This is a genomic window from Streptomyces gilvosporeus (genome assembly GCF_002082195.1).
Taxonomy (GTDB): domain Bacteria; phylum Actinomycetota; class Actinomycetes; order Streptomycetales; family Streptomycetaceae; genus Streptomyces; species Streptomyces gilvosporeus.
This window is the reverse complement of record NZ_CP020569.1, coordinates 733,494-759,397: the sequence shown is the minus strand read 5'-3', so window position 1 is coordinate 759,397 and position 25,904 is coordinate 733,494. Positions and strand designations below refer to the sequence as shown.

Here is a 25,904-nt window from a genome sequence, read left to right as displayed (position 1 = left end):
CGTGCCGGCCTTGTCCGACCGCCGTCCACAGCTGGGCGTGTGGAAGTTCGCCTCCTGCGACGGCTGTCAGCTCACGCTGCTCGACTGCGAGGACGAACTCCTCGGCATCGCCGAGCAGGTGGAGATCACCTACTTCCTGGAAGCCTCCAGTGCGCCGGGGCCGGGACCGTACGATCTGTCGCTGGTCGAAGGTTCGGTCACGACCGCCGAGGACACCGAGCGGATCCAGCACATCCGAGCAGCATCCGACCGGCTGGTCACCATCGGTGCCTGCGCCACCGCCGGCGGCGTCCAGGCGCTGCGCAACTACGCCGACGTCGCCGAATTCCAAGCAGCGGTCTATGCCCGGCCCGACTACATCGACACCCTCGCCACCTCCACACCCATCAGCGCCCACGTCCCCGTCGACTTCGAACTGCGCGGCTGCCCCATCGACCGCGGTCAGCTGATCGAGGTCATCACCGCCTATCTGGCCGGTCGCACACCCGACGTGCCCGCCCACAGCGTGTGCTTCGAGTGCAAGCGGCGCGGCACCGTCTGCGTCACCGTCGCGCACGGAACCCCGTGCCTGGGACCGGTCACCCACGCCGGGTGCGGCGCGCTGTGCCCCGCGTACAACCGGGGCTGCTACGGCTGCTTCGGACCGTCGAACTCGACCAACTTCCCCTCCTTCATCCCCCTGTTGCGTCGCGACGGCATGGACACCCTGGACGTGGTCCGGGTGCTGCGGACGTACAACACCGCCGCGCCGGAGTTCGACGCCGCCGTCCGGAAGGAACTTCCCGGGTGACCCACGGCGAATCGAAGGTGCTGCGCGTGGCATCCCTCGCCCGCGTGGAGGGCGAGGGCGCGCTCCATCTGCGCATCCATGACGGCGAGGTCGCCGAGGCTCGGCTCAAGATCTACGAACCCCCGCGCTTCTTCGAGGCGTTCCTGCGCGGACGCTCCTCCACCGAACCGCCCGACATCACCTCCCGGGTGTGCGGTATCTGCCCGGTCGCCTACCAGATGAGCGCCTGCCGCGCGCTCGAGGACGCCCGCGACATCGTCGTCGGCGAACGGCTGGCCGCGCTGCGCCGACTGCTCTACTGCGGCGAGTGGATCGAAAGCCAGACCCTGCACATCTACTTCCTGCACGCCCCCGACTTCCTCGGCGGCGACAGCATCATCGACCTCGCCCGTACCCATCGCACCCAGGTCGAGCGGGGGCTGGCACTCAAGCAGGCCGGCAACGCGATCGTCGAACTGCTCGGCGGCCGTGCCATCCACCCCGTCAACGCCCGCGTCGGCGGCTTCCATCGCGTACCGACCAGGGCCGAACTGCGCCCTCTGGAAGAGCGGCTGCGGCGCGCCCGTGACGACGCGGAGGCGACCGTGCGCTGGGTGGCCGGCTTCGACTTCCCCGACACGGGAATCGACAACGAACTGCTGGCGCTCGCCGAACCCGGCACATACGCCATCGACTCCGGCACCCCCACCGCGATGACCGCTCCCAGCTCCGCCGGGCTGCCCGCGGACACCGACCGCGCACTCCCCACCCGCACTTTCCCCCTCGCCACGTTCCCCGACCACGTCATCGAGACCCAGGTGCCGCACTCCACCGCCCTGCACTCGCGGCTCGACGGCCGTCGGCATCTGACCGGGACGCTCGCCCGCTACGCCATCAGCGGCCGCTGGCTGCCACCTGACGTGCTCCAGGTCGCAGGTGATGCCGGACTCGGTGATCCACGCGCGGGCACGGTATGCCGCAATCCGTTCCGCAGCATCATCATCCGCGCCGTCGAGGTGCTGTACGCAGTCGGCGAAGCGCTGCGTCTCATTGACACGTACGAGCCCCCGCCGCGCCCGTACGTCGACGTACCCGACCGGGCAGGCACCGGCCACGGCGCGACGGAGGCACCCCGCGGGCTGCTCTACCACCGCTACACGCTCGACACCGACGGCACCGTCACCGAGGCCGCCCTGGTCCCGCCGACAGCTCAGAACCAGGCCGCGATCGAGCAGGACCTTCTCCACACCGTGCAAGAACGCCTCCGCACTGGCCCGCACCCCACCGATGCCGAGCTGACGGCCCTGTGTGAACGGGTGATCCGCAACCACGATCCGTGTATCTCCTGCTCGGCGCACTTCCTCGACCTGAGCGTCGACCGTGACTGAGGAAGGGTCTGCCTTGCCGGGGTCCACCGGCCGTTCCAGGTGCCACCCGGCCCTAGCTGTGAAGCCTCGGGCGAGGCAGGCTCATACGCACGGGATCGCGGCGGGGAACCATAAAGGGCCGGCAAAGGCTTACCCCGGAGGGACTGGCCAGAGATGAGAAACCGCAGCGTTGCCGACCTGATGACGCCCAATGCCGTCGCCGTCCAGCCCGGCACCGTGTTCAGGGAGATCGCGCACCTGCTCGACGAGTACGACATCACCGCCGTGCCGGTCGTCGATCAGGACGACCGACCGCTGGGGGTGGTGTCGGAGGCCGATCTGCTGCGCAGGCAGACCGCGAGGCCCGGGCCGAGTACCGCCGAAGCGCTCATGTCGAGCCCCGCTGTGGTGGCCCGCCCCGCGTGGTCCGCCGTACGGGCGGCCAGGACGATGGAGGAGAAGAAGGTCAAGCGGCTTCCCGTGGTCGATGACTCGGGCCGTCTCATCGGTGTGATCAGCCGCAGCGACCTGGTGCAGCTCTTCCTGCGACGCGACCGGGCGATCCAGGAGGAGATCCTGGAGGACGTGCTGACGTGCACGCTGGGTGTCTCCCCGTCCGCCGTCACGGTCGATGTCGCCAACGGCACGGTGACGCTCAGCGGAACCCTGGAGCGCAAAAGCCTCGTCCCCATCGCCGTGCGTATGTCCGAAAGCGTCGACGGTGTGGTCGAGGTGATCGACCGGCTCACCTTTGTACGGGACGACACCGCCGCGTAACGGCAGAAGCCTGGAGCCGGCCCGGGGCGCGGGGGAGTGCCGGCGGGATGTGGCATCGCGGAGGTGACCATGAGCAGCAAACCGAAGGAAACCGGCCGCATCGTCGTCGGGGTCGACGGTTCGGAATCGTCCAAAGAGGCACTGCGGTGGGCGGTACGTCAGGCAGGGCTGACCGACTGCGGCGTCAATGCAGTGATCGCATGGGAGTATCCGCCGCTGTACGGATCGATCGGCTGGCTCGATGCGCCGCAGTCCCTCGCGGGGGACATGAAGGTGTGGGCGGGGCAGGCGCTCGACGACGCCATCAGAGAGGTCGTGGCATCGGGCGACACGTCACGGGTCAAGGCCACCGTGGCGTACGGAACGGCCGCTTCCGTGCTGCTGGAAGCCGCCCGGGGCGCCTCTCTCCTGGTCGTCGGCAGCCGCGGACACGGTGGCTTCAGCGGAGCGCTCCTGGGCTCGGTCAGCCAGCACTGCACTCAGCATGCGCCCTGCCCGGTTGTCGTCGTGAGGGGCGGGGGCCGGTGAGCATGGGGGGGGAACGAGGCCGCGCCAGGTGCCGGTGTTGTCCGAACTCTCCTTGGATGCCGCGGAGTTGGCTCTGACAGGCCGGAGGACGGCAAGTGGCGCCGTGCGCCGATCGGCGTCGGCCGGGCGAGGATGTCGTCCCGCCACCGCTTCGCCTGGCTCACGGTAGAGCCTGGTCTCATCGGACCGGCCAGCTCACACATGACTGCTCGGCGCCCCGGCTGCACGGCTCGGCGGCAGTACGACACGGGCCCGCTCGCTCCGCATGCCCCGCCGCGCAACGACACTACGGAGCCGACCGCTGTGAGGTGCCCGGCGGGCCTGCCCCGCCGGCCCGGCCAGGATCGGTGGGGCCCTCCGCGGCCTTCCTACGTCGCGGCCACAGAAAGAAGACGACCACCGTCGCGCCGAGAGACCAGAAAGGCCGTGATGGCCATGGTGTCGGCGACGCCGGACGAGAACGCCTCGATCGCCGCCTGCACGACGGTGTGTCGGAGATCGGTCGGGAGTGACGCGATCGCTTCCCGGAAGGACGAGGAGTTCACCAGCGCCCGCCGGACCTGCGAGATCTGCGCCTGCGTCAGCCCCGACGCCTCGATGACGCCCGCGGCCTCCTGTGTGGTGAACGCCCTGGCGACCGCCGTGAGGACGGCCACTCCGAGGGCGCCGCCGAGCATGCTGGACATCTTGAACACACCTGCGGCGGCACCAGCCAGCTCGATCGGGACCTCACCGACGGCTGTGTTGGCGACGGGGGTGCTCACCAGCCCCAGACCGAGCCCGATGACAATGAGCGCGACGGCAAGGTACGCCATCGAACTGCGCGTACCGAGAAAGCCCAGGATGAACAGGCCCGCGCTGGCCACCACGAGCCCCACCACCGAGGGCAGCCGCCCACCCCACCGGTTGTCGAGCCGGCCCCCGAGCGGAATGCACAGGAAGACCCCGACGGTGGCCGGCAGCATGAGCACCCCGGCCTCCACCGCGCTGTAGCCGCGGGCGTTCTCCAGCCAGAGCACCAGCAGGAAGCTGAGACCGGCGAAGGTGAAGTTCATCGTGAGGTTGGCAGTGAGGGCACCGTTGTAGGCCCGGATCCGGAACAGCCGGAGGTCCACGAGCGGCGCGCGTGCTCGCCGTTCGATGAGCCACCACCCGACCGAAAGCACCACGGTCGCCGCGAACAACGCCACGATCAGCGGGTCTCCCCAGCCCACGCTCGGCCCTTCGGTGAGCGCGTACAGGAGGGCGAAGGCCGCCAGGACGATGGCCACCAGCCCCAGCCAGTCGATCGTGCGGGTGGCGTTCTCATCGCGGGATTCCGGGGTCGTGGCCTGAACGACCACGAACGTGAGCGCAGCGAGCGGCAGGTTGATCCAGAACAGCCAGCGCCAGCCGAGGCCGACGGTGATCACGCCGCTGATTGCAGGCCCGATGGACAGTCCGCCCCAGGCCACCGCCTGCCAGACCCCGAACGCGACGGTCTCCGCCTTCCCGGAGAACTCGGGCGGGATGAGGGCGAGCGAGGCCGGCAGGATCAGCGCGGCACCGACCCCCATGAGTGCACGGCCGATGACCAGCCATCTGATGTCCGGCGCGAGCGCGGCCGGTACGGAGAAGAGGGCCAGCAGCAGGATGCCCAGCTGCAGCATCCGGCGGCGGCCGAAGAGGTCGCCGAACTTGCCCAGGGCGATCACGAGCGCACCGGTGACGAGGCTGAAGGCGTTGTTCACCCACTGGAGGTTCGACAGGCTGGTGCTGAATTCGTTCGCGATCTGGGGGATCGCCACGCCGAGATCGCCGAAGGCCAGCCAGACCATTCCTGCGGCGGTGCAGATCGCGCTCAGCGAAACCCACCGGTGCGCGACGACGGGACCGTTGGAGGGTGGTTCGTTCATCACGGCGCCGGCCCTTGCCGTCTCTGGTGGCGGTCTGTGGTCTCCGAAGGCGCACGGAGCGTAATCGACCGCTCGGGCAACACCCCTCTCCCACGCCCGGTGCCCTGCGCTATTCGCCCCGTCCGCAGCAGTTGGCTCCTGTGTCGTCGGCCTGCCGGGCATCCGCATTCACCGTGCCCGGGGCACGACCTGGCCACTGTGCGGGACCGGGTCGGCAATTCGGCCGACCACTGCGGGCAGAACCGTGGGGCCCGCTGTGCGCACCGGCCGGCTCGCAGCCTGCTGGACTGGGCCATCCGGTCCTGTTTCCCGGGCACGCAGTGGTGATGTGCTGGAAGTCAGCTCCGATGCGCGCACGCGGGCTTCCACCGGCGCGAAGGCACCGGCGGCGGCAGGAGCAGGGAAGGAGAGCTCCCCATGTCCGAGACCACGACCACCGATCTGTACGAAGTGACGATGGCGCTCTCCTATCTCCGCGAGCGGATGACGAAGCCCGCAACGTTCAGCTGCTTCGTCCGTCAACTTCCGCCGGACCGGGGCTTCTTGGTGTGCGCCGGTGTCGAGTCGGCGCTGAGCTATCTGTCCCGGTACCGCGTCGGCCTCGATGACGCGAGAGAGTTCGCGGAGGCATTGGGACGTCCGGTGCACGATCTGATGCCGCTGGTGGGGACGCGCTTCACCGGTACCGTACGCGCGGCCCCCGAAGGCCGTGTCGTCCTGGCCGGTGAGCCTCTGATGGAGGTCACCGCGCCTCTGCCGCAGGCGCAGCTCGTGGAGACCTGTGTGCTCAATCACCTCAGCCATCAAACCGCGGTGGCCTCCAAGTGCGTCCGGTGTGTCCTGGCCGCCCGAGGACATGCGGTCGTGGACTTCTCGCTGCGCCGTACCCACGGGACGGCCGCCGGTTTGCAGGTGGCCCGGCTGGCTGCCTTGACCGGTTTCGCCGGCACCAGCAATGTCGCCACCGCCCGCGCGCTGAACTTTCCCGCGGTCGGCACCATGGCGCACTCCTACATCGAAGCCTTCGAGAACGAGGAAGCCGCCTTCATCGCCTTCGCACGGTGCCATCCCGGCCCGGTCACGCTCCTGGTGGACACCTACGACACCGAAGCCGGTGTCGCCGCCGCTGCACGCGTCCTGCGCAAGCTGGATCGCGCCGACGGCTCGGCCGTCCGCCTGGACAGCGGTGACCTCAAGAAGCTGTCCTTCCGTACCCGGGCCATCCTCGACGCCGCCGGACTCCCTCAGGTCCGCATCGTCGCCAGTGGCGGCCTGGACGAGTTCGCCGTGCACGACCTGGTGTCGGCCGGGGCACCCATCGATGTCTACGCCGTCGGGACACGGGTGGGAGTCAGCGCCGACGCCCCCTACCTGGACTCCGCGTACAAACTCGTCGAGTACGCCGGGCGCCCTGTGATGAAGCTGTCGTCGGCGAAGGTGACGGCTCCCGGCCGCAAGCAGGTCTTCCGGCGCCCTGGCTGCGCCGATGTGATCGGTTTGGCCGACGAGCCGCCTCCGGCAGGCAGCGCGCCGCTGCTGGAGACGGTGATGCGCCGCGGAATGCGGTGTACGTCTCCGCCGCCTCTGGAGGACTCGCGGCGGCGGCTCGCCGTGGAGGTGGCGCAGCTCCCGGCGGCGGCCCGGGAGATCCGGTCGCCGGAGCCGGTGCGTGCCACGGTATCGGAGCCCCTCGCGGCCCTGACCGCACACGTCCGGCAACGGATCGAACACGAGGTGTTCGGCACGCCCCGGGAAGCGCACCAGGACCACGTCTCCGGCTGAGGCACCCACCCGGGGGCAGCCTGCCCTGGTGGGCCCGGTTCTTCGGGCGGTGCCCGGCTGGGTCAGGTGCGGGGGATGCGGAGGGCGAGGATGGCCATGTCGTCGTGGCCGTCGCTGGGATGGTGGTCGGCCAGGGCGTGAACGAAGTCCGGCAAGGGCAGAGCGGCGTGCTCGGTGGCGAGGACGGCCAGGCGCTCCAGCCCGGTTTCGACCGGGTGGGCGGGGTGCTCGAAAAGCCCGTCGGTGAAGAAGACCAGCGTGGCGCCCGCCGGCAGGGGGTGGGTGTGGTCGTGGCGCGGCTGGGCGGTGTCGACGCCGAGGGGCACGTCGGGGTCGGCCGGTAGGTAGCGGGCCTGACGGTCGGGGGTGAGGAGCAGGGGCGGCGGGTGCCCCGCGGTGCTCCAGCGCAGTGTCCAGCTGCCCGCGCGGGCGGGTTCGACGCGGGCGAGACATGCCGTGGTGACGGGCTGGTCCGTGATCGCTTGGGGGGCTCGGTCGAGGCGGGCGAGGACGGCGCTGGGCGGGGTGCGCTGGTCATAGAGCAGGGCACGCAGCATGTTGCGGATCTGGGCCATGGCGGCGGCTGCCTGGAGGTCATGGCCGACGACGTCGCCGATGACGGCCGCGCAGGCGTGGTCGGGGACCAGGAGGGCGTCGTACCAGTCTCCGCCGATATGGCCGGGTGTACTGGCGGGGCAGTAGGCGGCTGCGGCGTCGAAGGGCCGCAGGTCGGGCAGGCGTGGCAGGAGGAGTCGTTGGAACCGTTCGGCGTCGAGGCGGGTTTGCTCGTAGAGGCGGGCGTCGTCGATGGCCAGGCCCGCGGCGCCGGCAAGTGCGACGATGAGTGCTTCGTCGTGGGCGTCGAAGGGTCGTCCATCGCGTCGTTCGGCGACGTAGAGGTCGCCGTAGATCTGGCCGCGGGTGCTGATCGCGGCCCCGAGCAGGGTGCGCATCGGCGGGTGACCGGGCGGAAAGCCGGCCGAGTCCGGGTGGGTGGGGATGTCATCGACGCGTAGCGATTCGGGCACGGCGATCAGATGTCCCAGGAGGCCGAGACCGCGCGGGAAGTCCACCTCGGCCAGGTCGGCCCGCTCCTGTTCCGACAGACCGACCGGGATGAACTGTGCGAGGTATGCGCCGTCCTCGGCAAGCACGCCGAGGGCGCCGTAGCGGGCGCCGACCAGCTCCATCGCGGTATCGACGATCAGCTGGAGCACCACGGGCAGGTCCACGTCCCGGCCGAGGACCGCCTCATACAGGTCATGCAACCGGTCCTGGGCCCGGGCCAGCGATCTGAGCTGCTCGGCGATCAGTTCGAGCTCGACGCCCAGACGCAGGCGCCGGGACTCGTCCGACCGCCCGGAGTCGTTCTGTTTCTCTGGCATCACCGGCGCCCGTCCGTATGTCGTCCGGCCTCACCTCGCTCGGCCGCCGCCATTCAACCCGGGCGGTCAGCACCGCCCGGCTGCTTCCTCGTACCTTGCCCCTCCCGTTCTCCAGCATGACTCCATCGGCAAAAGGTGTCCCGGCGTGCGGTTACGTGGACCAGGCCGATCCCAGGACGTGACCGCGCCGGCGGGGGCAGGACGCTTCCGGCGATGATCTCGATTTCGCTGTCCATCGGGCACCGGACCGAAGTACGGCAACGTCGCTCCCCCGGGTACCCCCGGTCGGATCAGTCGGCAGGGCGTGGCCGGGGCGGCGGAGATGTACTGGAGGCACCACGACGCCGTCGGTCGCCGAACGAGGGGAGCGGTTCGTGTCGCCTTCCGATGTCGTTGCCCACCTGACAAAGCCCGCACGAGTGTTCGATCGCGAGATGGAGTGGGCCGACCTGGTGCGTTTTGTCTGCGACCCGAGTCCCGGTGCCACACTCGGCCTGGTCTCAGGACAGCGCCGACAAGGCAAGACCTTCCTGCTGGAAGCCGTCGCGAAGGCCGCGGACGGCTTCTATTTCGACGGGCATGCGGCAGCGGAGGCCGAGACTCTGCAACGCCTGGCCGAGCGTTTCGGGGAGCACACCCGCGCGACGCATCCACCGCGCTGGCAGCGCTGGGAGGATGCCGTGGACGCGCTGCTGGCGCTGGGTGATCAGCGCCCGGTCCCCGTGATCATCGACAACTTCCCTGACCTCGTGGGCCCGAGCCCGGCGCTGCCGTCCGTCATTCATGGCGCCTATCGCCGTCTGCACCAGGTGGGCCGGAACAATCGCGCCCGTCTCATCCTCAGCGGCGGGATCCCCTCCCTCATGCGGAGGCTCTTCTCCGGCCCTTCCTCCCTGCACCAGCTCGCCTCGCTGGAGCTCCTGGTGCGGCCCTTCGACTTCCGCGAGGCGGCACGATTCTGGGGCATCCGATCCCCACGGCTTGCCGTGCAGGTGCATGCCGTCGTGGGCGGTACTCCCGCTTATCGGGGTGACCTCGTGTGTGACGACGCCCCTACCGGACCAGACGATTTCGACGCATGGGTGTGCAGAACCGTCCTCAACCCCCGTGTCCCGCTCTTCTGGGAGGCGCGCAACCTGCTGGAGGAGGAGAATCACGCTAACCGGGCGCTGTCCCACTCGACGCTGGTGGCGATCGCGGCCGGCCGCTCCACGCCCGGTGAGATCGCCGAACGCATCGGAGCGCAGCTGACCGACGTGTCCCATGTCCTGGCCGTGCTGCAGAACCGTGGGCTGCTGCATGCGGAGCCCGACGCGTTCCGGCCCGCATTGACGCGCTACCGCATCGCCGAGCCGCTGCTGGCCTTCGAGCAGTCCGTCGCCTGGCCCCATCGCGCCGCGATCGAGCAGGAGGACGCCGCCGACGTGTGGCAACGCGCCCGCGCCACGTTCGACTCCGCCGTTGCCGCGCCACGCTTCGCCCAGCTCTGCCGGGACTGGGCCACCGCACATGCCGGCCCTGACACCTTCAACGGGGCCCCCGAGGCGGCCGTGCGCGGCACTGTGTCCGGCCCCGTGGGGCACCCCCGCCTCGATGCCGACGTGGTGGTACGAGGGAACGTCGGGGGGCGACCCGGAGTCCTGCTCTCGGTCGGTCTTGCCCGCTGGAACGAGACGATGGACATCCCTCACCTGGAACGACTGCGTCAGGCCCTGTCCGACCTCGGCACGTCCGGCGAGGACACCAACGGGGCCGTGCCGGCGTGTTACAGCGGGATCGGGTTCGGTCCGGAACTGCGGGCCGCGGAAGCCCGGGGCGAGGTCCTCCTGATCGATGTCGACAGGCTGTACCACGGCGAGTGACCCGCCGTCACACGGTGCCGCTTCGGTCGGGGCGACCGCGATGCGGGGTGTCCACGGATGCGAGATCCTCCGGGGAGCGGGGATGCACCCGGGCTGTCGCACTTCGCGCTGCAGGGCACGGAACTAGCGTTGACCGTGGAAGGGAGACGCCCGTCGCGGCCCGCACCGTCCGTACCGCGGAAACAGCCTCGCCGAGGGATGCCTGCGTCGAGGGAGCCACCAGTGATCACAGTAGTCCGCCTGGCAAGCCGGCATCCGACGCGTTCGGCCAAACCGGGGCCACCACGAGAACCGCCCACGCCACCGGCGTCACCCCAGAGCCCCGCCTGGCGGCCGTGGCTGCTGCCCCTCGTCCTGGTGACCGTCTTCCTCGTCCTGCTGATGCGCTCCCAGGCCTCACCGGGAACGTCGCTTTCGTACAGCCACTTCCTCGGCAAGGTGAACACGGGCCAGGTCAAAACGGTCGACATCAACGACAAGGGAGCTGTCGACGGCACGCTCAAGGACGGGCGGAAATTCACCACCCGGATCCCCACGGCACTGGACAACAGTAGCCTTGAGCAACAATTGCGGTCCGAGAAGGTGGACATCACCGCCTCCACCAGCGGCGGGGGCGGGCTGGGGACACTGCTGGCATTCCTCCTGCCGCTGGTACTCCTCGGTGCGCTGTTCCTGTGGACCGGGCGGCAGGCGGCCCGCACGCTGTCCGGGGGACTGAGTGCTGTCGGACGGTCCCGAGCCAAGATCATCGAGGCCGAGCGGCCGACCACCCGATTCGGCGACGTCGCCGGATACGAGGGCGTCAAACAGGAGATCAGCGAGGTCGTCGACTTCCTGCGGCACCCCGAGCGGTATGCGGTGGCCGGAGCCAAGGGACCACGCGGTGTGCTCATGGTCGGACCACCCGGCACCGGCAAGACACTGCTCGCACGCGCCGTGGCCGGCGAAGCCGAGGTCCCCTTCCTGTCGGTGACCGGATCAGCGTTCGTGGAGATGTTCGTCGGGGTCGGCGCCTCCCGGGTACGCGACCTCTTCGCCGACGCACGCAAACGTGCCCCCTCGATCATCTTCATCGACGAGATCGACGCCGTCGGCAGCCGCCGCGGCGGGGCGCGCCTGGGGGGCAACGACGAGCGCGAGCAGACCCTCAACCAGCTCCTGGCCGAGATGGACGGCTTCGACCAGAGCAGCGGCATCGTGGTGCTCGCCGCGACCAACCGGCCCGAAGCCCTCGACACCGCGCTCCTGAGGCCCGGACGCTTCGACCGGCATGTGACCGTCCCGCTGCCCAACCAGGCCGAGCGCGCGGCGATCCTCACCGTCCACGCCGAGGGCAAGACACTCGCTCCCGACGTCGACTGGGACGTCATAGCGCGGGCCACCCCCGGCTTCTCCGGAGCCGACCTCGCGAACCTCGTCAACGAGGCAGCCATCAACGCGGTGCGCGCGGGCGGCGCCGTCATCTCCGCCCAGGACCTGGACACCGCCCGCGACCGGGTCCTGCTCGGCCGGCGGGAGACGTCCAACGCACTGCTCCCGGAAGAACGCCAGGCGGTCGCCGTTCACGAGTCCGGGCACGCCCTCGTCGCGGCCCTGTGCGAGCACGCCGATCCGGTCGCGAAGGTGACGATCCTGCCCTCGGGACCGGCCCTCGGCGCCACCGAGCAACTCCCCGAAGCCGAACGCCACCTCTACAGCGAGGGCTATCTCAACGATCTGCTGACCGTCCGGCTCGGCGGCCGGGCCGCCGAACTCGTCGCCTTCGGCGAGGGCTCGACCGGCGCCGCCGACGACCTGGCCGGCGCCACCCAGATCGCCGGCCGCATGGTCCGCGATTTCGGCCTCTCCCCGGCCCTCGGCCCGGTCGGCTACGCCTCGGGCACTGCTCAGCGCCTCGGCGCGGAGCCCCCCGAAGCAGCCCTGCAACGGCCGTACTCCGAGCACACCCAGCGCCTCGTCGACGAGGAGACCGCCCGCCTGGTCCGCCAGGCCGAGAAACGCGCAGTGGCCCTGCTGCGCGAACACCGCACGGCACTGGACGCCCTCGCGAAGCGGCTCATCGCCCACGAAACCGTCGCCGGTTCCGTCGTCCTGGACGTCCTACGGGAGCACCGGCGTAGCGCTGATGACGATGCCGCCACGACCGACAACACGATGCCGTCGTGACAGCGCAAGGCCACCCGGTTGATGCGTCCCGGCCGCCTCAGGCCGGTTTGTGCCATACGGAGATGTGTTTCGTGGAGTCCTGGGTGAAGGGCGCCCCGTCCCAGTCCGCGACGCGGCGTTCCAGATCGAGTCCCGCGATCCGTGCCATGAGGTCGAGCTCCGTCGGCCAGGCGTACCGGTGCCGGGAGTGGCCGCGGCGGTAGCGGCCGTCGTCGCCGTCGCGGGTGAGGTGGTGGGAGACGAGGATCTGCTCGACCAGGTCGAAGGTGTCGAAGCCGAGATGCCGCTCGGAGACGTCGAACGGCACCGCGACCTGCCCGGGCGGCAGGAACCGCAGCGGCGGCACGCCCAGCTCGATGACGAATCGGCCGCCGGGCGCCAGATGGCGTGCGGCGTTGCGGAAGCATTCGACCTGTTCGTCCTGTGTGAGCAGGTTCGTGATCGTGTTGTAGACGAGATAGACCAGGGTGAACTCGCCGGGGACGGTGGTGGTGGCCATGTCTCCGAGGGTGACCGGGAGCGTGTCCTGGTCGATCTTGCGGCGCAGGACTGCTGCCATGTGCTCGGACAGCTCGATGCCGACGACCGGCACGCCGCGCTCCCGGAGGGGGACGCCCACGCGTCCGGTTCCGATGGCGAACTCCAACGCCCGGCCGTCGCCGGCGAGTTCGGCGAGAAAGGCGAGAGTCGGTCCGAGAACGGCGGCCGAGGACATCTCGCTCTCCTCGGTGTCGTAGCGGTCGGCGGTCGCACGGTTCCACAGCTCACTGCTCGTCACGTCACTGCTCGTCACGGGCGACCACTTTGCCGGGTGGGCCGGGCGCTGTCGCGTCATTTTCCCTCCACCGAGCTCCGAGCACACGGTCAGGACGGCGCACCCGCAGGACCCGAGGAGCCTGTGGCTGACCTGGAACACCGGCCACCGGTTGATGTCTGAAGCCGGGGCGAGGGCGGTCGGTGTGACCGCCTTGCCGGCTCAGGTGGCGATCGCGGCGACGATGGCGAGAACGCTGCTGGCGAGCGCGGCGTAGAAGGCGCCCTTGGCGATCCGGATCTGGGTGGAGACGGCAGCGGGCCGCTCCCGGCGGTTCCATGACGCGCCGAAGGCGATCGCCGGCACTCCGAAGAGCAGACAGCACAGCGCGAAGCATGTCCCGGCGAGCCAGCCCAGGAAGCAAGCGGGGCTGATGACGTAGTAGGTCCACGGAGCGCGGGTCACGGCGACGCGCTCGCCCAACGCGTACTCCGGTTCCACAACCGCCTCGCGAGCGACGGTCCTGCCGTCGTCCGAGCGGAAGGTGCCCTCGGAAGACGTGCTGGTGCCGCCCCGTGAACTGTGGGTGTACTGGTAGCCGTCCACGGTCAGTGTTCCGCGCGTTCCGGCGAGGCCGGCGGCGTAGGGGAGAGCGGCAATGCAGAGACCGCCGATAAGGCAGGCAATCAACAGCATGACCGCCCCGCCGAACCGCACCTTTGCACCTGACGGGCTCATCCTGTCCGGCTTTGCCATCTGTCCCTCCCCGCAGCGGATCTGCTGGAACACACTTTGACTTCCTCCGCCCCGTGAACGGGGCGGAATCCCATCTGAGTCGCAGTGCGGCCCGGTGGGTGGTTGACGCTTCACAGCCTGCCTTTTGGCGAGGGCCCAGCAATCCTGACACCGCCAGGGCGTCTTCTCGCCCCTCTTGCGGGCACAGCGCTTGCGGGCTGCTGCCTTCTCCAGACGGCGCAGCCGCCTGGCCTCGTCCGGCGTCAGCCAGTTGCCGTGTTCACGGAACGTGCCGTCGGAGAGGGCCAGGGGCTTGGCGATGCCCCGGTCGATGTCGACCGTGGGGCCGGTGCGCGGCATCGGGTCGGGAACCTCGCTCTGGACGCGGAAGACGACGTGCCAGCCGTCGGCCTCGCGCACCAGACGGGTGCCGGTGACCTTGTTCAGCTTGTCGGCGCGCTTGCCGACGGGTAGGTCTTTGGTCCAGCGAAACAGGACGCGACCGATCTTCGGTGCCCGCATGCGGCCCCACCGCCGGTTGAGCCTGACGATCTGGAGATCGCGGCCCTGGCGGCGGCTTAATCGAGCCGACCGGGGCCGGAGTCCGTGAGCCACGTCGTCATGCCCGTCCAGTAAGGTCCGCTCCGGCCTCAGGTGAGGACGTGTGCGCCGACCGGGCGCCGACGGGAGTCGGTCCGGTGACGTCGAAGGTGACATCCACGACCCCCTCCACGGCCCGTATCAGGCGCGCCGCCAGGGGAATGAGCGAGGTGTTGCTCATATGGCCGCTGAGCATGGCCACCCCGTTCTCCACGGTGACCTGCATATCCTCGTGGGCCACCGCGAACACGTGGCGGATGATATCCCTGCGGATCTCCTCTGCGAGTTCTTCATCGGACCGGAGGAAGACCTTCAGCAGATCGGCGCGGCTGACGATTCCCTGGAGCATTCCTGCGGCATCCACCACCGGCAGCCGTTTGACCGACGCGTGCGCCATCATCCGCGCCGCCTGGGCGATGGTGGCGCCGGCGTGGACGGTGAAGGCGGGTGTGGTCATCAGCTCTCCGGCCGTCAGCGCGCTGGCTTTGCGCGTGTCGTCGAGACGCCGCAGTTGCTCGAGACGCTCCGGATCGGACCCCCGGTACTCCTCTTTGGGCAGCAGGTCGGCTTCGGAGACCACGCCGATCACCCGCCCCTCGCCCTCCAGCACCGGCAGGGCACTCACCTTCCACTGCGCCATGGTCTCCACGATCTCCTTGAACCGCGCGTCCCGGCCGACGGCGACCACGGTCTGTGTCATCACGTCGCTGACGATGTGCGGTGTGCGCCCCATGACGCCTCCTCGGTCGGACCGTCGTCCCACAGCCGTTGTGACACCTTCAGCATGGATACCTCCGACGTCCCGGAACCAGGGGCCGGTCGGCCCGCGACAGAGACCCAGCCGCCCCTCACCGGGGCCGACGCCGGTTTCCTCGCCGTCGGCAGGTACACCGACCGCTCACGGGCCGGGCCGGCCCGCCTCGGGCGCATCGCCCACGCCGTCCTGCACCACTGCCCGGCTCCGGTCGCCGTTGTCCCGCACGACTGACCTCGCAGCGCGGCACGCTGTCAGGCGGCGGGCTTGCCGGGCTGATCGTGGGTGGAGCAGTGGATTCCGCCGCCGCCGGAGGCGATGGTGTCGATCTGCAACTGGACGATGTCTCGCTTGGGGAAGTGCTCCTGAAGAATGGCCTTGGCCCGGGCGTCCGCCTTCCGGTCGCCGAACTTGGGCAGGAAGACGGCGTCGTTGGCGATGTAGAAGTTGGCGTAGGTGGACACGAAGTCGTCGCCTACGCCGGTGATCCTGTCAGGGTCGGGCTGCGGCAGGTCGGTGATCTCGAAGCGCCGCCCCCGCGCATCGGTCGCCTTGCGGAGCACCGAACGGGCCTGGTCGGCCGAGCGGGACCACGAGTCCGGGGGAGTGCCGGGGAACGCCTGGTCGAGCAGGACCACGCCGGGGGCGGTGAACCGTACGAGGCTGTCCACGTGCGCGTCGGTGATGTCCTTGCCGCGGACACCCGCCAGCCAGACCACCTTCTCCACGCCGAGGGTCTCGATCAGCTCGCCCTCGATCTGGTCCCGGCTCTTTCCGCGGTTGCGGTTGTCGTTGACGATCGAGCTCTCGGTGATGAGGAGGGTGCCCTCGCCGTCGGTCTCGAAGGCGCCGCCCTCGGCGACGAGCGGTGCCTGTTTGCGGGGGATGCCGTACCTGCCGAGCAGCTTGCGGCCCACGTGGGCGTCCTTGGTGTGCTCCTGCTTGTTGCCCCAGCCGTTGAAGTTGAAGTCGACTCCGACGACCTCACCGTCCTCCTCGGCGAAGACGGGGACGGTGTCGCGAGCCCACAGGTCGTCGACGGCGAGCGGAATGACCTCGACCTGCGAACCGCACGCCCGCTGAGCCGCCGCCTGCTGATCCGGGCGGGCCATCATCACCACCGCCTCGTACTCCCCGATGGCCCGTGCGACGCGGGCGATGTCCTTCCGCACGTGGGGCAGATCGTCCTCCCAGACGGAGACGAGGGCGGGCCAGGACATGAACGTACGCGCGTGGCTCTCCCACTCGGCACCGAAGCGGCGCTCGCCGCCTGGCGCCGGGGTGCGGGCGGAGGCGGTGGCCGTGCGGCCGCTTCCGGACTTCTCGGGACCGCAGGCGGTGGCGCCGAGGGCCACGGCGCCGCCGATTCCGGCGATGGTGCGCAGGGTGGTGCGGCGGGTAGGGGGAAGGCGGGACACGGTGTGCTCCGATCGTGGGCTGGCGAAACCATCCGGTGGCGACGGGCGGATTGCGGGTGCGCACGGTGACGGAATCGCGGGTGCTTGGCCTCACGCGTGCGGCGGCCGCGTGGACGGCTGAGCGGAGGCGTGAGGGGTGGCCGTGGAAGCTCACTGTGACACTGACTGAATTTTCAGTCAAGTCGCATCCCTCGATCTTTCGATCCCTCGATCCCTCGATCCCCGAGCCGGCCGCCGGGGCGGCCCTCTCGCTGGGAGCCCCGTGGCGATCACACCGCCCGACGGCCCGGATAGGGTCTGTGACATGGCGTCTCGCAGTACTCAGATCCTGGAAGCGGCCGCGCGGGTGATCGCCCGGCGCGGGGTCCGTGGGCTCCGCGTCGAGGAACTGGCCGAGGAGGCCGGTGTTTCCACCGGCCTGATCTACTACCACTTCAAGGACCGCACCGGAATCCTGCGCCATACGCTGGAGTTCATCAACGATCGCGCCGAGCGGTACACCACGGCCCAGGATCCGGGGGCGGAACCGTTGAGCCCTCGCGAGGAGCTCGACCAGGTCCTGCTCCTGGAGCTCCAGGACACCCCGGAGGTGCGGGAGAACAGCACAGCCTGGGGCGAGCTGAGGGCCAGTGCCGTCTTCGACCCCGTCCTGCGCGAGGACCTCGCCCGGGCGACCCTGGTGTGGGTGCAGGAGGTGGCGGCGCTCCTGGGGCAGGTCCATCCCTTGGCGCCGGCAGCCAGGCTCGCCTCGGCCGCCGAGCGGCTCACGGCTCTGCTTGAGGCCCTGAGCATGCGCTGGCTGAGTGGTGGCCTCGCGATCGACCACGCGCGCACCCTCGTGTCGGAGGCCGTCGAGGTGGAGCTGGCACTGCTGGGTCGGCTGTAGGCCCCGGCCGCGCAGGCGGTGCGAGTGGCGTCTGCCGACGTCCTGCTTGCCCCGGCCTGCAACGCCCTCCGCCAGGCAGGCGAGTTCTCCGCCGCCGTGCGCCGCGTCTGATCTCCGCCGGCGATCTGTCGGTGCCGCGAGGTGCGTCGGGCTGTCGGAAGGGTTAGCGTCGAAGCTGGGTCGGGGCCGGTGACACGCATCATCGGCCGCCCGGTGCGTGGCATATGAGCCGACCGCGATCGGCCGCGACCGAGGCCCAGGTGTCGGGCCAGTTCGTCGGCAGTTCGGCCAAGAACGTGGGGAGCGAACCATGGCTGCCCGGGTTGCCAGCAACGGGCTCGGCTGCATCGGACGCTCGGTGCTGACCGGGTATGCCTTCGACGTGGCGGGCATCGTCCGGATGACCGCGCGGAAGACGTCCGACGCCGAGGTCGGTGAGATCTTCCGGCCAAAGGCCACACGTGGCTCCCGCCAGGACGGCCTGGGGCCCGTAGACGAACCCCTGGTATCCAGCGGCATCGCGGCGTGTCCGCGAGCACCCGCGGCATCCGCCGTCGGGCTCACGCCGACCACCGTTGCCGACGACCCGGCGGCCGTCACAGTCGGGTACGACAACGAGCGGGGCCGTGTCGAGCCAATGGTGCGCCGGGCACTGGCCATACCGGACGAGGCGGCATCTTCGCGATGAGCACAGCAGCAGCGGATCCCGCCACCGCCGGGCCGGTTCTCACGCTGACGATGAACCCCACCGTCGACATCTGCTGGGATGTCGACCACCTTGCCGACATCGGCAAGAACCGCGCTCGGGTCAGGTCCGTGGCCGGCGGGGGCGGGGGAATCAACGTCGCCCGCCATGTGGCGCGACTCGGAGGACGGGCAACCGCCGTCCACACCGCCGGCCGCGAGGTCGGCTGCCGCCTGAACAGGTTGCTGGACGAAGAGGGCATCGACCACATCGCCGTCGACATCGACGGTGAGACCCGAGAGGCACTCGTGCTGTTCGAGACGGCGTCGCGCCGTAGTCATCACATCGTCCCGCCCGGCCCGCATCTCGACGACCATGAGGGACGACGCTGCCTGGACGTGCTGGGGCAGGCGATCGGCACCAGCAGGTACGTCGTGGCCAGCGGCAGCCTGCCCGGCGGCCTGCCCGACGACTTCTACACGGCCGTCACCCGCCGGGTCAAAGCGGTCGGATCCCGGCTGGTGCTGGACACGTCGGGCCCGGCGTTGCGGCAGGCGCTGTCGGAAGGCGTCTTCCTGCTCAGGTGCAACCGCACAGAGGCCGCCGATCTCCTCGGCCGGACCGTCCGCAGCTTCGACGACGCCCTGGCGGTCAACGAGCAACTGCTCACCACGGGGGCCGCCGAGATCGCCGTCACCACGATCGGTGGCCTGGGCGCGCTCTGCTCGACCCGTCACGGCCACACCGAACTGCGTGCACCGCCGCTGCCCGGGGAGCTGCTCAGCGACGCCGGGGCCGGAGACAGCATGGTGGCCGCGCTCACCGTCCGACTGGCCGCGGGGGACGATCCGGTCAGTGCCTGCGCGCTGGGGGTGGCCGTGGCCGCCGCGTCGGTGCTCACCCCCGGCACCGAGCCCTTCGACCGTGGGGTGGCCGAGTCCCTCTGCTCCGACGTGGGGATCACGTTCCGGACCGGCTCATGATCGGGAGCGTTGACCGCCCCATGGGCCCGGAACGGAACGGTTCTCCTTGCGAGGAATGTGGCGCATCTGCCGTCCGACGTGTGTGCATACGAGGTCGGCCCAGGCGGCAGCTGCCTCTGGTGCTGTACCTGCTGCCGGTGGCGGTGACGGACGGTGTCTGACCGGTCGTACACCACAGCGGTGAACCGTGCCGGCCGTCTCGTTCGGCCGGGCTGGTTGACCTGGTGCGGTGCCTGCCTGCTGCTGGCGGCCGCGGTGGGGGTGGGTGTCTGGCGGCGGCACGAGCTGGCGCAGGCGTTCGACCTCATCTCCAGGGTGCATGTCCCTCAGCTGACGGTTGCTGTGGGAGTGGAGGCATTGTCGGTGGCGTGCTTCGCGGCCGTGCCGCGTTGGCTGCTGCGGGAGGGCGGGGTGTGGTGGAGCCTGCGGCGGATGGCGGCGATCGTCGTGGCGGCCAACGCCGTGGCGGGCGCGTTGCCCGGTGGGGCAGCCCTTGCCAGTGCCTGGACGTTTCGGCAGCTGAACCGCCGGGGGGTCGAACCGGCCCTGGCGGCCGCCGTATTGGTCTCCGCCGGGGCCCTCGCGGCGCTCGGCCTGAGCATCCTGATCGTGGTCGGCATGTTCACCGTTGGTGCAACCGGGGCCACCGCCGTTCTGCGCCCGGCTGCCGGCCTCCTGGGGCTGGCGCTGCTGTTCGGCCTGGCGGTCTTCAGCATGTCCCGCTTCGCAGGCACCCGGGCGGCGCTGCGACGGTGCTGGGTCCGGGCGGGGCGGCGGTCCGCACGTGTGTGCAGAGCCCAACAGGCACTGGCGCAGGTGGTGGAGCAGATCCGGAGCCTGCGGCCCGGCTTCCGGACGTGGTTGCGACCTGCCGTGCTCGCGCTGTTGAACTGGACTTTCGACGCGGCATGTCTGGCTGCTTGCCTGTGGGCACTGGGCGTCGGCGTGCCCTGGCACGGACTCTTGCTCGCTTACGGGCTCACGCAGATCCCCGGCAGCCTGCGCCTGACGCCCGGCAGCCTGGGTGTGGTCGAGGCGAGCCTGTCCGTGCTGCTCGTGCTGTACGGCTTGTCGCCAGGTTCGGCGATCGGCGCGACGCTGCTGTACCGGGCCATCAGCTACTGGGCGCTGCAGCCGATCGGCTGGGCCTGCTGGATCGGCGTGACGTTCCACGCCGATCAGCCCGAGACTTCCGATCCCCCTTCGTCGTCGTACGGGTAGGACCTGTCGGCCCCGTCCTGCCGGGCCGCGTCTCCGGGGAACGCCGCAGTGATCGAAAAATTGCACATTGTCCCATTCGGGGCAATCGCGCCTGGAGCGGAAATATCTGTAAAAATTGAATCGGTGTCCCACTGGGCCGCGCGTCGGCCCCCGCTCGGGCCGTACGTCGTACCCGTACCCGTGCGCGGAGAGGGGAATGGCATGCTGGAGAGAGCCACGGACGCACCTGCCGGCGTAGACGCGGTAAAGGCGATCGGGACGGTGTCGAAGAGCGACTACCAGACGGTGGTCGAGCCACTCATCGAGGACGCTCGCAGGGAAGGCCGCCGCATTCGGATTCTGTGCGAGATCGGCCCCGAGTTCACGTCCTTCACCCCCGCAGCGGCCTGGGAGGACCTCAAGGTCGGCATGGGTGCCATCAGACTGTTCGAGGGGTGTGCGGTCGTCAGTGACGTGCGCTGGATCCGTGAGTCGACCCGGTTGACAAGCTTTCTGATGGCCTGTCCGGTGCGCGTCTTCGGAAGCCAGGAGCGCGACGAGGCCCTGCGCTGGCTGGCGTCGCTGCCCGAGGGCCCCGGCATCTCCCACCGGCTGACCGAGTCCGACGTGCTCGTGGTCGAGGTCGAACAGCCCCTGCGGGCACCGGACTTCGACGCACTCGCATTGACCGTGGACACCTGGCTCGCCACGCACGCCGAATTGGCCGGCGTCGTGGTCCATGCGCGAGAGTTCCCCGGATGGGAGAACATCGGCGGCTTGATCCGTCATGTGCGGTTCATTCGCGACCATCACCGGAAGGTCAGGAAGATCGCACTGGCGGCGGACAGCAAGGTCGCCGCCCTGGTGCCCCAGCTCGCGAACCACTTCGTCCAGGCCGAAGTGCGGCGGTTCGAGTACGACGATCTCGATGACGCCCTCGCGTGGGCGGCCAGCCCCCCGGTGCGTTAGTCGTTGACGCTCCGACCGGCCCCGCCGCCCTCACCGCACCGTTGCCGGGCCCCGACGCTAGGCGCGGCCGACGTCACGGACGAGGTCCAGGCCGAGGACACGGTCCAGGTAGGCGAAGACCTCGAACTTGGCGCCGTCCGGGACCCCTGGCTCCGCTGCGACATGGCGCAGCACGGCCAGGACGCCAGGAGTGCCGAGGTCGTCGGTGATCGCGGTGCGGGCCTGGCAGCGGATGCTGTCGGGGACCGGCCTGGAGGGCGACCGTGCCCAGTCCGCCACGCGGCCACGCCAGAGGGTGAGTGTCCGCTCGGCGTCGGCCAGGGTGCGGGAAGTGAGGGTGATGGGCTCATGGTGGGGATGGCTCAGCAGTGCCAGCCGGAGGGCCAGTGGATCTGCTGCCGCTCCGTCGTGGAGTCCTGGGATCGCCGTGAGGCGGTCTCGCACAGGCCCGACCTCGATCCACACGCCGTGCTCGGTGTCCGGCCGTTGTGTTGCGGACACGTGCACGTCGGCGGCTGCCATGCCGTCGGCGGGTGGGTTGATACCCAGCGCGGCCGTGGCGCGGTCGAGGGCCTTGGCCTGCTCGGGCGGCAGATCAGGCAGGTCCACGGTGTGGCGCGCCTGAACCCCTACCGTCTCCGCGGCACGGAACAGCACATCACCGACGAGCAATGTGCGCAGATCCGCGGCGCCGATGGCCAGGCCCGGGCATGACAGGTGGACGCACATCCGCAGCAGGCCCCGGCGCAGGGTGGGAAGCTCCACCAGGTGGTGGGTCCGGCCGTCGGTGAGGCGCAGCACGCCCATGACGCTACTCCGGCCCGGCCTGGCGGACACCGATGCCCCGGGGCGCGTCGCGGACCCGCTCACTCCGGCCACCCGGTCGGCTGCAGGACGGTCTACGGCCGCTCGGCCAGGCCGCCCGCGCTTGGGTCTTCCGGTCCTGCCGCCGGAGCCGACCGGTTCCCGCAACCGGCATCGCCGCGCGCACTCCCCTCACAGGAACGCGGGCTGTTCGGATGGCAGGCCGGCTCCCGATCTCCCAAGGTGGTAGACGTCTGCCCGGTCGCGGACACGGGCGGAGGGGCCACTCAGGGAAGGAAGCAGGGATGGCGATGGAGATCAGGTACGCCATGAGTTCACCGCCGACCAGTGTGCCGCCCGACGCCTCCTTGGAGGAAGCCGCCCGTCACATGGCCGAAGCGGGGGTGGGCGCACTGCCCGTGGTGCAGGGCGAGGAAGTGATCGGCATGGTCACCGACCGCGAACTGGTCGTCCGGGCGATGGCCCACGGGTTGTCTCCCCGGCTGAAGGTCGAGACGGTCATGTCCGCCGACCCGGTGGCTGTTGACGCAGGCAGCTCCGTCACCGTCGCGCTGCACGCCATGCAGTCGGTCAAGATCCGGCACCTGCCCGTCGTGGACCACAAGCACGCAAGACGACTGGTGGGCATGGTGTCCTTCGACGATCTCTTCTCCTACCTGTCCGTGCAGCTGGGGGCGCTGGCGGACGTGGTCAACGCGTCCCGCAAGGCTCCGGGATCGTCCTCCACCCGTTAACCGGCGCACGCGCTACTCCGCGATGCCCCCTTGCTCCTCCTGGCGTTCCGTGACCGCATCGGGACGGGCCGGCGCGGTAAGGCCCCCGTCTCGGTTCGACGGGCGGGCCGCCACCGCGCAGCATGGAAGGAGAGTCAACACCCCGACCCTTCCCTTCCTGGAGGTGTACCGCGATGACTCTTCCCGCACGACACCGGCCCGGCCACATGCTGGAGCGGGCGTTCCCCTGGCGGGAGCCGCTGACGTCGGAGCTCGACGAGTTCTTCGATCGGATGCACCGCTTCATGGAGACCTCGGCGCCGGCATGGACCGAAACCATGACCTGGGCGCCGTTGGCGGATCTGCGCGAGACCGACGAGGCGTACACGGTCGAGTGCGAAGTGCCCGGCCTCAAGCGCGAGGACATCGACGTCGAGATCAGCCGGCAGGAGATCTGCATCTCCGGTGAACTCAAGGAACGCGAAGGCGAAGGCGTGCTGCGCCGCGCCACGCGCCGCACCGGCCGCTTCGAGTACCGGGCGCTGCTGCCCGCTGATGTGAAGTCCGAGGAGGTCAGCGCGTCGCTGACCGACGGGATCCTGACCGTGATCATCCCCAAGGCCCAGGCGGCCAAGCCGCGCCACATCGAGATCACGACCTGACCACCGCGAGGGATCGGGGTAAGCGGCCCGGTCAGCTGGTGCGGCTGGGCCGGCAGCCCCGCCACGCGCACCGACCGCGCGACCGGGATCGTGCCAGGGTAGTCGTGGATGAACCGCTGTACGGGCCCAAGGGTGCGCAGGTGTTTGGTCACCGCGACGGCGACGATCAGGCCCAGGAACCCGAGGGGCAGTAGCCAGAGCAGGTTGAACCACTTGTTGCGGCCGACGCGCACCCGCGGGGCGACGCCGTACGTCTGCGGTACCGAACCGGACCAGGTGGTCGGGTCGATGGCGTCCTCACCCTCAGTCAGTTCCCTCCGGTAGTCCCGCACCGCCTCCGGCGACACGGGCGTATGAGGCGGAGTCGGAACCTCGCCAGACGTCGGCTGCTCTCCTCCGTTCACCAACTGGGTACTCACCTTCCGCAGCCCAGGCCGGTCGTGACACCACAGAGCACACAGTGGTATTCACCGAAAACTTGCAATATGCCCCGGAAGTCGCACCGCGACGCGGGCGTAGCGAGCGGTTGACGCCCCGGGACGAAAGGACACCTGGCGATGGCTCCGGTCCGGCGCCACCGGCCAGGAGACGTCGTGAACGGTCTATCGCCCACAAGATCGTCATGCAGCCTTGCGCCGCCTCCGCACACTGGAAGGTGGGGCGGAAACGTTCGTCAAGAGCCACCAGGGGCGTGGAAGGGCGTGAGCGGCGATGCGGGCACATGCAGGTGATGCACTGCGGTTCAGCGAGGGGACAACGGAAGATGACGAGAACGCCTCACCGGCCGAAGTCGGCCGAAACAGACGCTGACACCGCCGGTGGTGGGTCGGGGACTGCGATGGGGAGCGCGACCGATCGCTCCGGAAAGCCTGCGGTTGGCGACGGTTGCCCCGGTGGGTGGCTCCCACTTCGTCATACGTCGAAGCGGCGAATCCGAACAATCCGAGTGCGCAGCCTCTTCGGCTGACAACTCCGGGCTCCGTCTCAGGGAGCCGGCACCCCGTGTGCTTCCCCGAGTGCGCCGATCACCGGCCCGGTGCAACGGTAAGGACGAGCTCATGGCTCCCGAGAACGGCGAAGGCGACCTCGTGCGGTGGTTCGAGGACATCACCGCCGGCGACACGGATGTGGTGGGCGGCGCCGCCGCCGAGCGCGACCCGGGGCGGCAGGAACACGGCGGAGCGGACGGTACCGGAGACGCGAGCCGAGGAAACATCTCCTTCCCAGGAGTCATGTCGTCCTGAGGTAATCGACCACATCCACCACGTCTTCGATCCCGCGGATCGATTCCAGCAACTTCGGTACGAGCTCCCCGTCCAGCTCACCTCTCACGGTCACCACGCCGTTCTCGACCGTCACCTCGAAGGCACCGGGGTCGAGGAGGAATCCCTGCCGGATGATCCGGGACGTGATCTCCTCGCGGATGTCGGCGTCGTTGCGGACGAGAGCCCGGAGCAGGTCGATCCGGCTCACGACACCGACCAGTCGGCCGTGATGATCGGTGACGGGCAACCGCTTGAGGCGCGAGCGCGCTGAGGTCCAGGCGGCATCGGCCACCAGATCTCCGGGACGGACCGTGACCGCGGGATAGGTCATGAGGGTGGCCGCGGTCTCTCCCCGGCTCTTCTCGTAGAGGTGGTGCTCCCGCAGCCTGCCGAGGGGACCGGGCGGGTGCGGGGCGGCCTTGACAGCGGCCTTCGCCAGCAGGTCGGACTCGGACACCACGCCGAGCACGTGGTCCTCGGCATCGACGACGGGAACGGCGCTCACGTGCTCGTGGGCGAGCGTGTGGGCGACGTCGAGGTACGGCATGTCGCCCGGGACGGAGACGGCCGGGACGTTCATGACGTCGCGTACGCGTGGTGGGGCGGGTGCGGGAGCCTGCTGTTCCAGGTGCGGTGGCGTGGTCGCCTTCGGCGCGGCTTCGGGCGGCGCAGGCCCTCCCCGCCCTGCGGCCCGTTCGGAGGTTTCCGACGAGGCGGCGTGGGCCACGGCGCCGAGATAGCGCCGAAGGATCTCCTGCCGACGTTCTTCGTCCGGCGCCCAGGGCCGGGTCGGCATGGCACGGCGCGCTTCCTTTGCAGCGGCATGGCGTTCAAAGTCGCTCACGGCTACCTCCCGATGAGCAGGCCGGCCACCTACCCGGCCAGTGTCGCACCGATCCCGAAGGCGCGCCGTCGGGCCTCGTT

General features: G+C 69.9%; 24 protein-coding genes. 16 read left to right on the top strand and 8 right to left on the bottom strand.

All coding sequences use genetic code 11. The features are described 5' to 3' along the window. Nucleotide 1: 1 nt before the first annotated feature. The 4 genes from B1H19_RS03595 to B1H19_RS03580 all read left to right on the top strand — a co-directional run bounded on the left by B1H19_RS03595 (nucleotide 2) and on the right by B1H19_RS03580 (nucleotide 3,441). The gene (locus tag B1H19_RS03595; protein ID WP_237289100.1) at nucleotides 2–790 is read left to right on the top strand and encodes an NADH-quinone oxidoreductase subunit B family protein; all 789 of its coding nucleotides are present in this window, start codon (nucleotides 2–4) and stop codon (nucleotides 788–790) included. Beyond that, a complete protein-coding gene (locus B1H19_RS03590; RefSeq protein ID WP_083102797.1) occupies nucleotides 787–2,157 on the top strand; it encodes a Ni/Fe hydrogenase subunit alpha in 1,371 nt (456 codons plus the stop codon). The genes B1H19_RS03595 and B1H19_RS03590 overlap by 4 nt, the downstream gene beginning before the upstream one ends. Nucleotides 2,158–2,310: 153 nt before the next feature. Beyond that, nucleotides 2,311–2,913 (top strand): CBS domain-containing protein, encoded by a 603-nt coding sequence (locus B1H19_RS03585; protein WP_083102794.1) that lies wholly within the window; start codon nucleotides 2,311–2,313, stop codon nucleotides 2,911–2,913. A gap of 69 nt (nucleotides 2,914–2,982) precedes the next feature. Next, a complete protein-coding gene (locus B1H19_RS03580; protein WP_083102793.1) occupies nucleotides 2,983–3,441 on the top strand; it encodes a universal stress protein in 459 nt (152 codons plus the stop codon). Between the two features lie 368 nt (nucleotides 3,442–3,809). Here the strand turns inward: B1H19_RS03580 and B1H19_RS03575 are convergent, their stop codons facing one another. Next, nucleotides 3,810–5,336 (bottom strand): MFS transporter, encoded by a 1,527-nt coding sequence (locus B1H19_RS03575; protein ID WP_203237085.1) that lies wholly within the window; start codon nucleotides 5,334–5,336, stop codon nucleotides 3,810–3,812. A gap of 417 nt (nucleotides 5,337–5,753) precedes the next feature. Between B1H19_RS03575 and B1H19_RS03570 the strand changes: the two genes are divergently transcribed. Next, the gene (locus B1H19_RS03570; RefSeq protein ID WP_083102792.1) at nucleotides 5,754–7,118 is read left to right on the top strand and encodes a nicotinate phosphoribosyltransferase; all 1,365 of its coding nucleotides are present in this window, start codon (nucleotides 5,754–5,756) and stop codon (nucleotides 7,116–7,118) included. A 62-nt stretch (nucleotides 7,119–7,180) separates the two neighbouring features. Here the strand turns inward: B1H19_RS03570 and B1H19_RS03565 are convergent, their stop codons facing one another. Beyond that, on the bottom strand, nucleotides 7,181–8,503 hold the full coding sequence (locus tag B1H19_RS03565; protein ID WP_083102791.1) for a PP2C family protein-serine/threonine phosphatase: 1,323 nt from the start codon (nucleotides 8,501–8,503) through the stop codon (nucleotides 7,181–7,183). Nucleotides 8,504–8,937: 434 nt separating this feature from the next. Between B1H19_RS03565 and B1H19_RS03560 the strand changes: the two genes are divergently transcribed. Both B1H19_RS03560 and ftsH read left to right on the top strand, forming a co-directional pair. Then, nucleotides 8,938–10,365 carry an AAA family ATPase gene (locus B1H19_RS03560; RefSeq protein WP_107425866.1) on the top strand — a complete coding sequence of 476 codons (1,428 nt, stop codon included), beginning with the start codon at nucleotides 8,938–8,940 and terminating at the stop codon, nucleotides 10,363–10,365. A gap of 222 nt (nucleotides 10,366–10,587) precedes the next feature. Then, entirely contained in the window at nucleotides 10,588–12,531 is a 1,944-nt protein-coding gene (gene ftsH, locus B1H19_RS03555) for an ATP-dependent zinc metalloprotease FtsH (protein WP_107425865.1), read from the top strand. A gap of 37 nt (nucleotides 12,532–12,568) precedes the next feature. Here ftsH and B1H19_RS03550 read toward each other — a convergent pair whose 3' ends face one another. From B1H19_RS03550 to B1H19_RS03540, 3 genes are all read right to left on the bottom strand, one after another. Beyond that, nucleotides 12,569–13,309: a class I SAM-dependent DNA methyltransferase gene (locus tag B1H19_RS03550; protein ID WP_083102788.1), complete on the bottom strand. Its 741-nt coding sequence runs from the start codon at nucleotides 13,307–13,309 to the stop codon at nucleotides 12,569–12,571. Nucleotides 13,310–13,507: 198 nt separating this feature from the next. Next, entirely contained in the window at nucleotides 13,508–14,542 is a 1,035-nt protein-coding gene (locus tag B1H19_RS39165; protein ID WP_203237084.1) for a transposase, read from the bottom strand. A gap of 97 nt (nucleotides 14,543–14,639) precedes the next feature. Then, complete coding sequence (locus tag B1H19_RS03540; protein WP_083102787.1) at nucleotides 14,640–15,353, bottom strand: CBS domain-containing protein; 714 nt, start codon at nucleotides 15,351–15,353, stop codon at nucleotides 14,640–14,642. Between the two features lie 51 nt (nucleotides 15,354–15,404). Here B1H19_RS03540 and B1H19_RS40575 point away from each other — a divergent pair, with 51 nt between their 5' ends. After that, nucleotides 15,405–15,608: a hypothetical protein gene (locus tag B1H19_RS40575; protein ID WP_083102786.1), complete on the top strand. Its 204-nt coding sequence runs from the start codon at nucleotides 15,405–15,407 to the stop codon at nucleotides 15,606–15,608. A 20-nt stretch (nucleotides 15,609–15,628) separates the two neighbouring features. Here B1H19_RS40575 and B1H19_RS03530 read toward each other — a convergent pair whose 3' ends face one another. Continuing rightward, nucleotides 15,629–16,792, bottom strand: coding sequence for an agmatine deiminase family protein (locus B1H19_RS03530; RefSeq protein WP_083102785.1), 1,164 nt, complete (start codon nucleotides 16,790–16,792; stop codon nucleotides 15,629–15,631). 304 nt (nucleotides 16,793–17,096) lie between these two features. Between B1H19_RS03530 and B1H19_RS03525 the strand changes: the two genes are divergently transcribed. The 5 genes from B1H19_RS03525 to B1H19_RS03505 all read left to right on the top strand — a co-directional run bounded on the left by B1H19_RS03525 (nucleotide 17,097) and on the right by B1H19_RS03505 (nucleotide 21,515). Further along, a complete protein-coding gene (locus B1H19_RS03525) occupies nucleotides 17,097–17,678 on the top strand; it encodes a TetR/AcrR family transcriptional regulator (protein WP_083102784.1) in 582 nt (193 codons plus the stop codon). Nucleotides 17,679–17,988: 310 nt separating this feature from the next. Further along, nucleotides 17,989–18,366 carry a hypothetical protein gene (locus B1H19_RS03520; RefSeq protein WP_083102783.1) on the top strand — a complete coding sequence of 126 codons (378 nt, stop codon included), beginning with the start codon at nucleotides 17,989–17,991 and terminating at the stop codon, nucleotides 18,364–18,366. Continuing rightward, nucleotides 18,363–19,346 (top strand): 1-phosphofructokinase family hexose kinase, encoded by a 984-nt coding sequence (locus tag B1H19_RS03515; protein ID WP_083102782.1) that lies wholly within the window; start codon nucleotides 18,363–18,365, stop codon nucleotides 19,344–19,346. The genes B1H19_RS03520 and B1H19_RS03515 overlap by 4 nt, the downstream gene beginning before the upstream one ends. Nucleotides 19,347–19,526: 180 nt before the next feature. Then, nucleotides 19,527–20,567, top strand: coding sequence for a lysylphosphatidylglycerol synthase transmembrane domain-containing protein (locus B1H19_RS03510; protein ID WP_203237083.1), 1,041 nt, complete (start codon nucleotides 19,527–19,529; stop codon nucleotides 20,565–20,567). A gap of 201 nt (nucleotides 20,568–20,768) precedes the next feature. Beyond that, entirely contained in the window at nucleotides 20,769–21,515 is a 747-nt protein-coding gene (locus B1H19_RS03505) for a SpoIIAA family protein (protein WP_083102780.1), read from the top strand. Nucleotides 21,516–21,572: 57 nt separating this feature from the next. On the opposite strand, the gene B1H19_RS03500 is transcribed toward B1H19_RS03505, so the two are convergent. Next, entirely contained in the window at nucleotides 21,573–22,322 is a 750-nt protein-coding gene (locus B1H19_RS03500; protein WP_237289099.1) for a cysteine--tRNA ligase, read from the bottom strand. Nucleotides 22,323–22,624: 302 nt separating this feature from the next. Here B1H19_RS03500 and B1H19_RS38540 point away from each other — a divergent pair, with 302 nt between their 5' ends. From B1H19_RS38540 to B1H19_RS03485, 3 genes are all read left to right on the top strand, one after another. Then, complete coding sequence (locus tag B1H19_RS38540) at nucleotides 22,625–23,074, top strand: CBS domain-containing protein (protein ID WP_159027976.1); 450 nt, start codon at nucleotides 22,625–22,627, stop codon at nucleotides 23,072–23,074. A 173-nt stretch (nucleotides 23,075–23,247) separates the two neighbouring features. Beyond that, nucleotides 23,248–23,715, top strand: a complete 468-nt coding sequence (locus B1H19_RS03490; RefSeq protein WP_083102778.1) for an Hsp20/alpha crystallin family protein — start codon at nucleotides 23,248–23,250, stop codon at nucleotides 23,713–23,715. Between the two features lie 1,058 nt (nucleotides 23,716–24,773). After that, nucleotides 24,774–24,959 (top strand): hypothetical protein, encoded by a 186-nt coding sequence (locus B1H19_RS03485; RefSeq protein WP_083102777.1) that lies wholly within the window; start codon nucleotides 24,774–24,776, stop codon nucleotides 24,957–24,959. On the opposite strand, the gene B1H19_RS03480 is transcribed toward B1H19_RS03485, so the two are convergent. After that, nucleotides 24,946–25,776 (bottom strand): CBS domain-containing protein, encoded by an 831-nt coding sequence (locus B1H19_RS03480; RefSeq protein ID WP_107425863.1) that lies wholly within the window; start codon nucleotides 25,774–25,776, stop codon nucleotides 24,946–24,948. The two genes, B1H19_RS03485 and B1H19_RS03480, sit on opposite strands and share 14 nt — an antisense overlap. Between the last annotated feature and the right edge of the window lie 128 nt (nucleotides 25,777–25,904).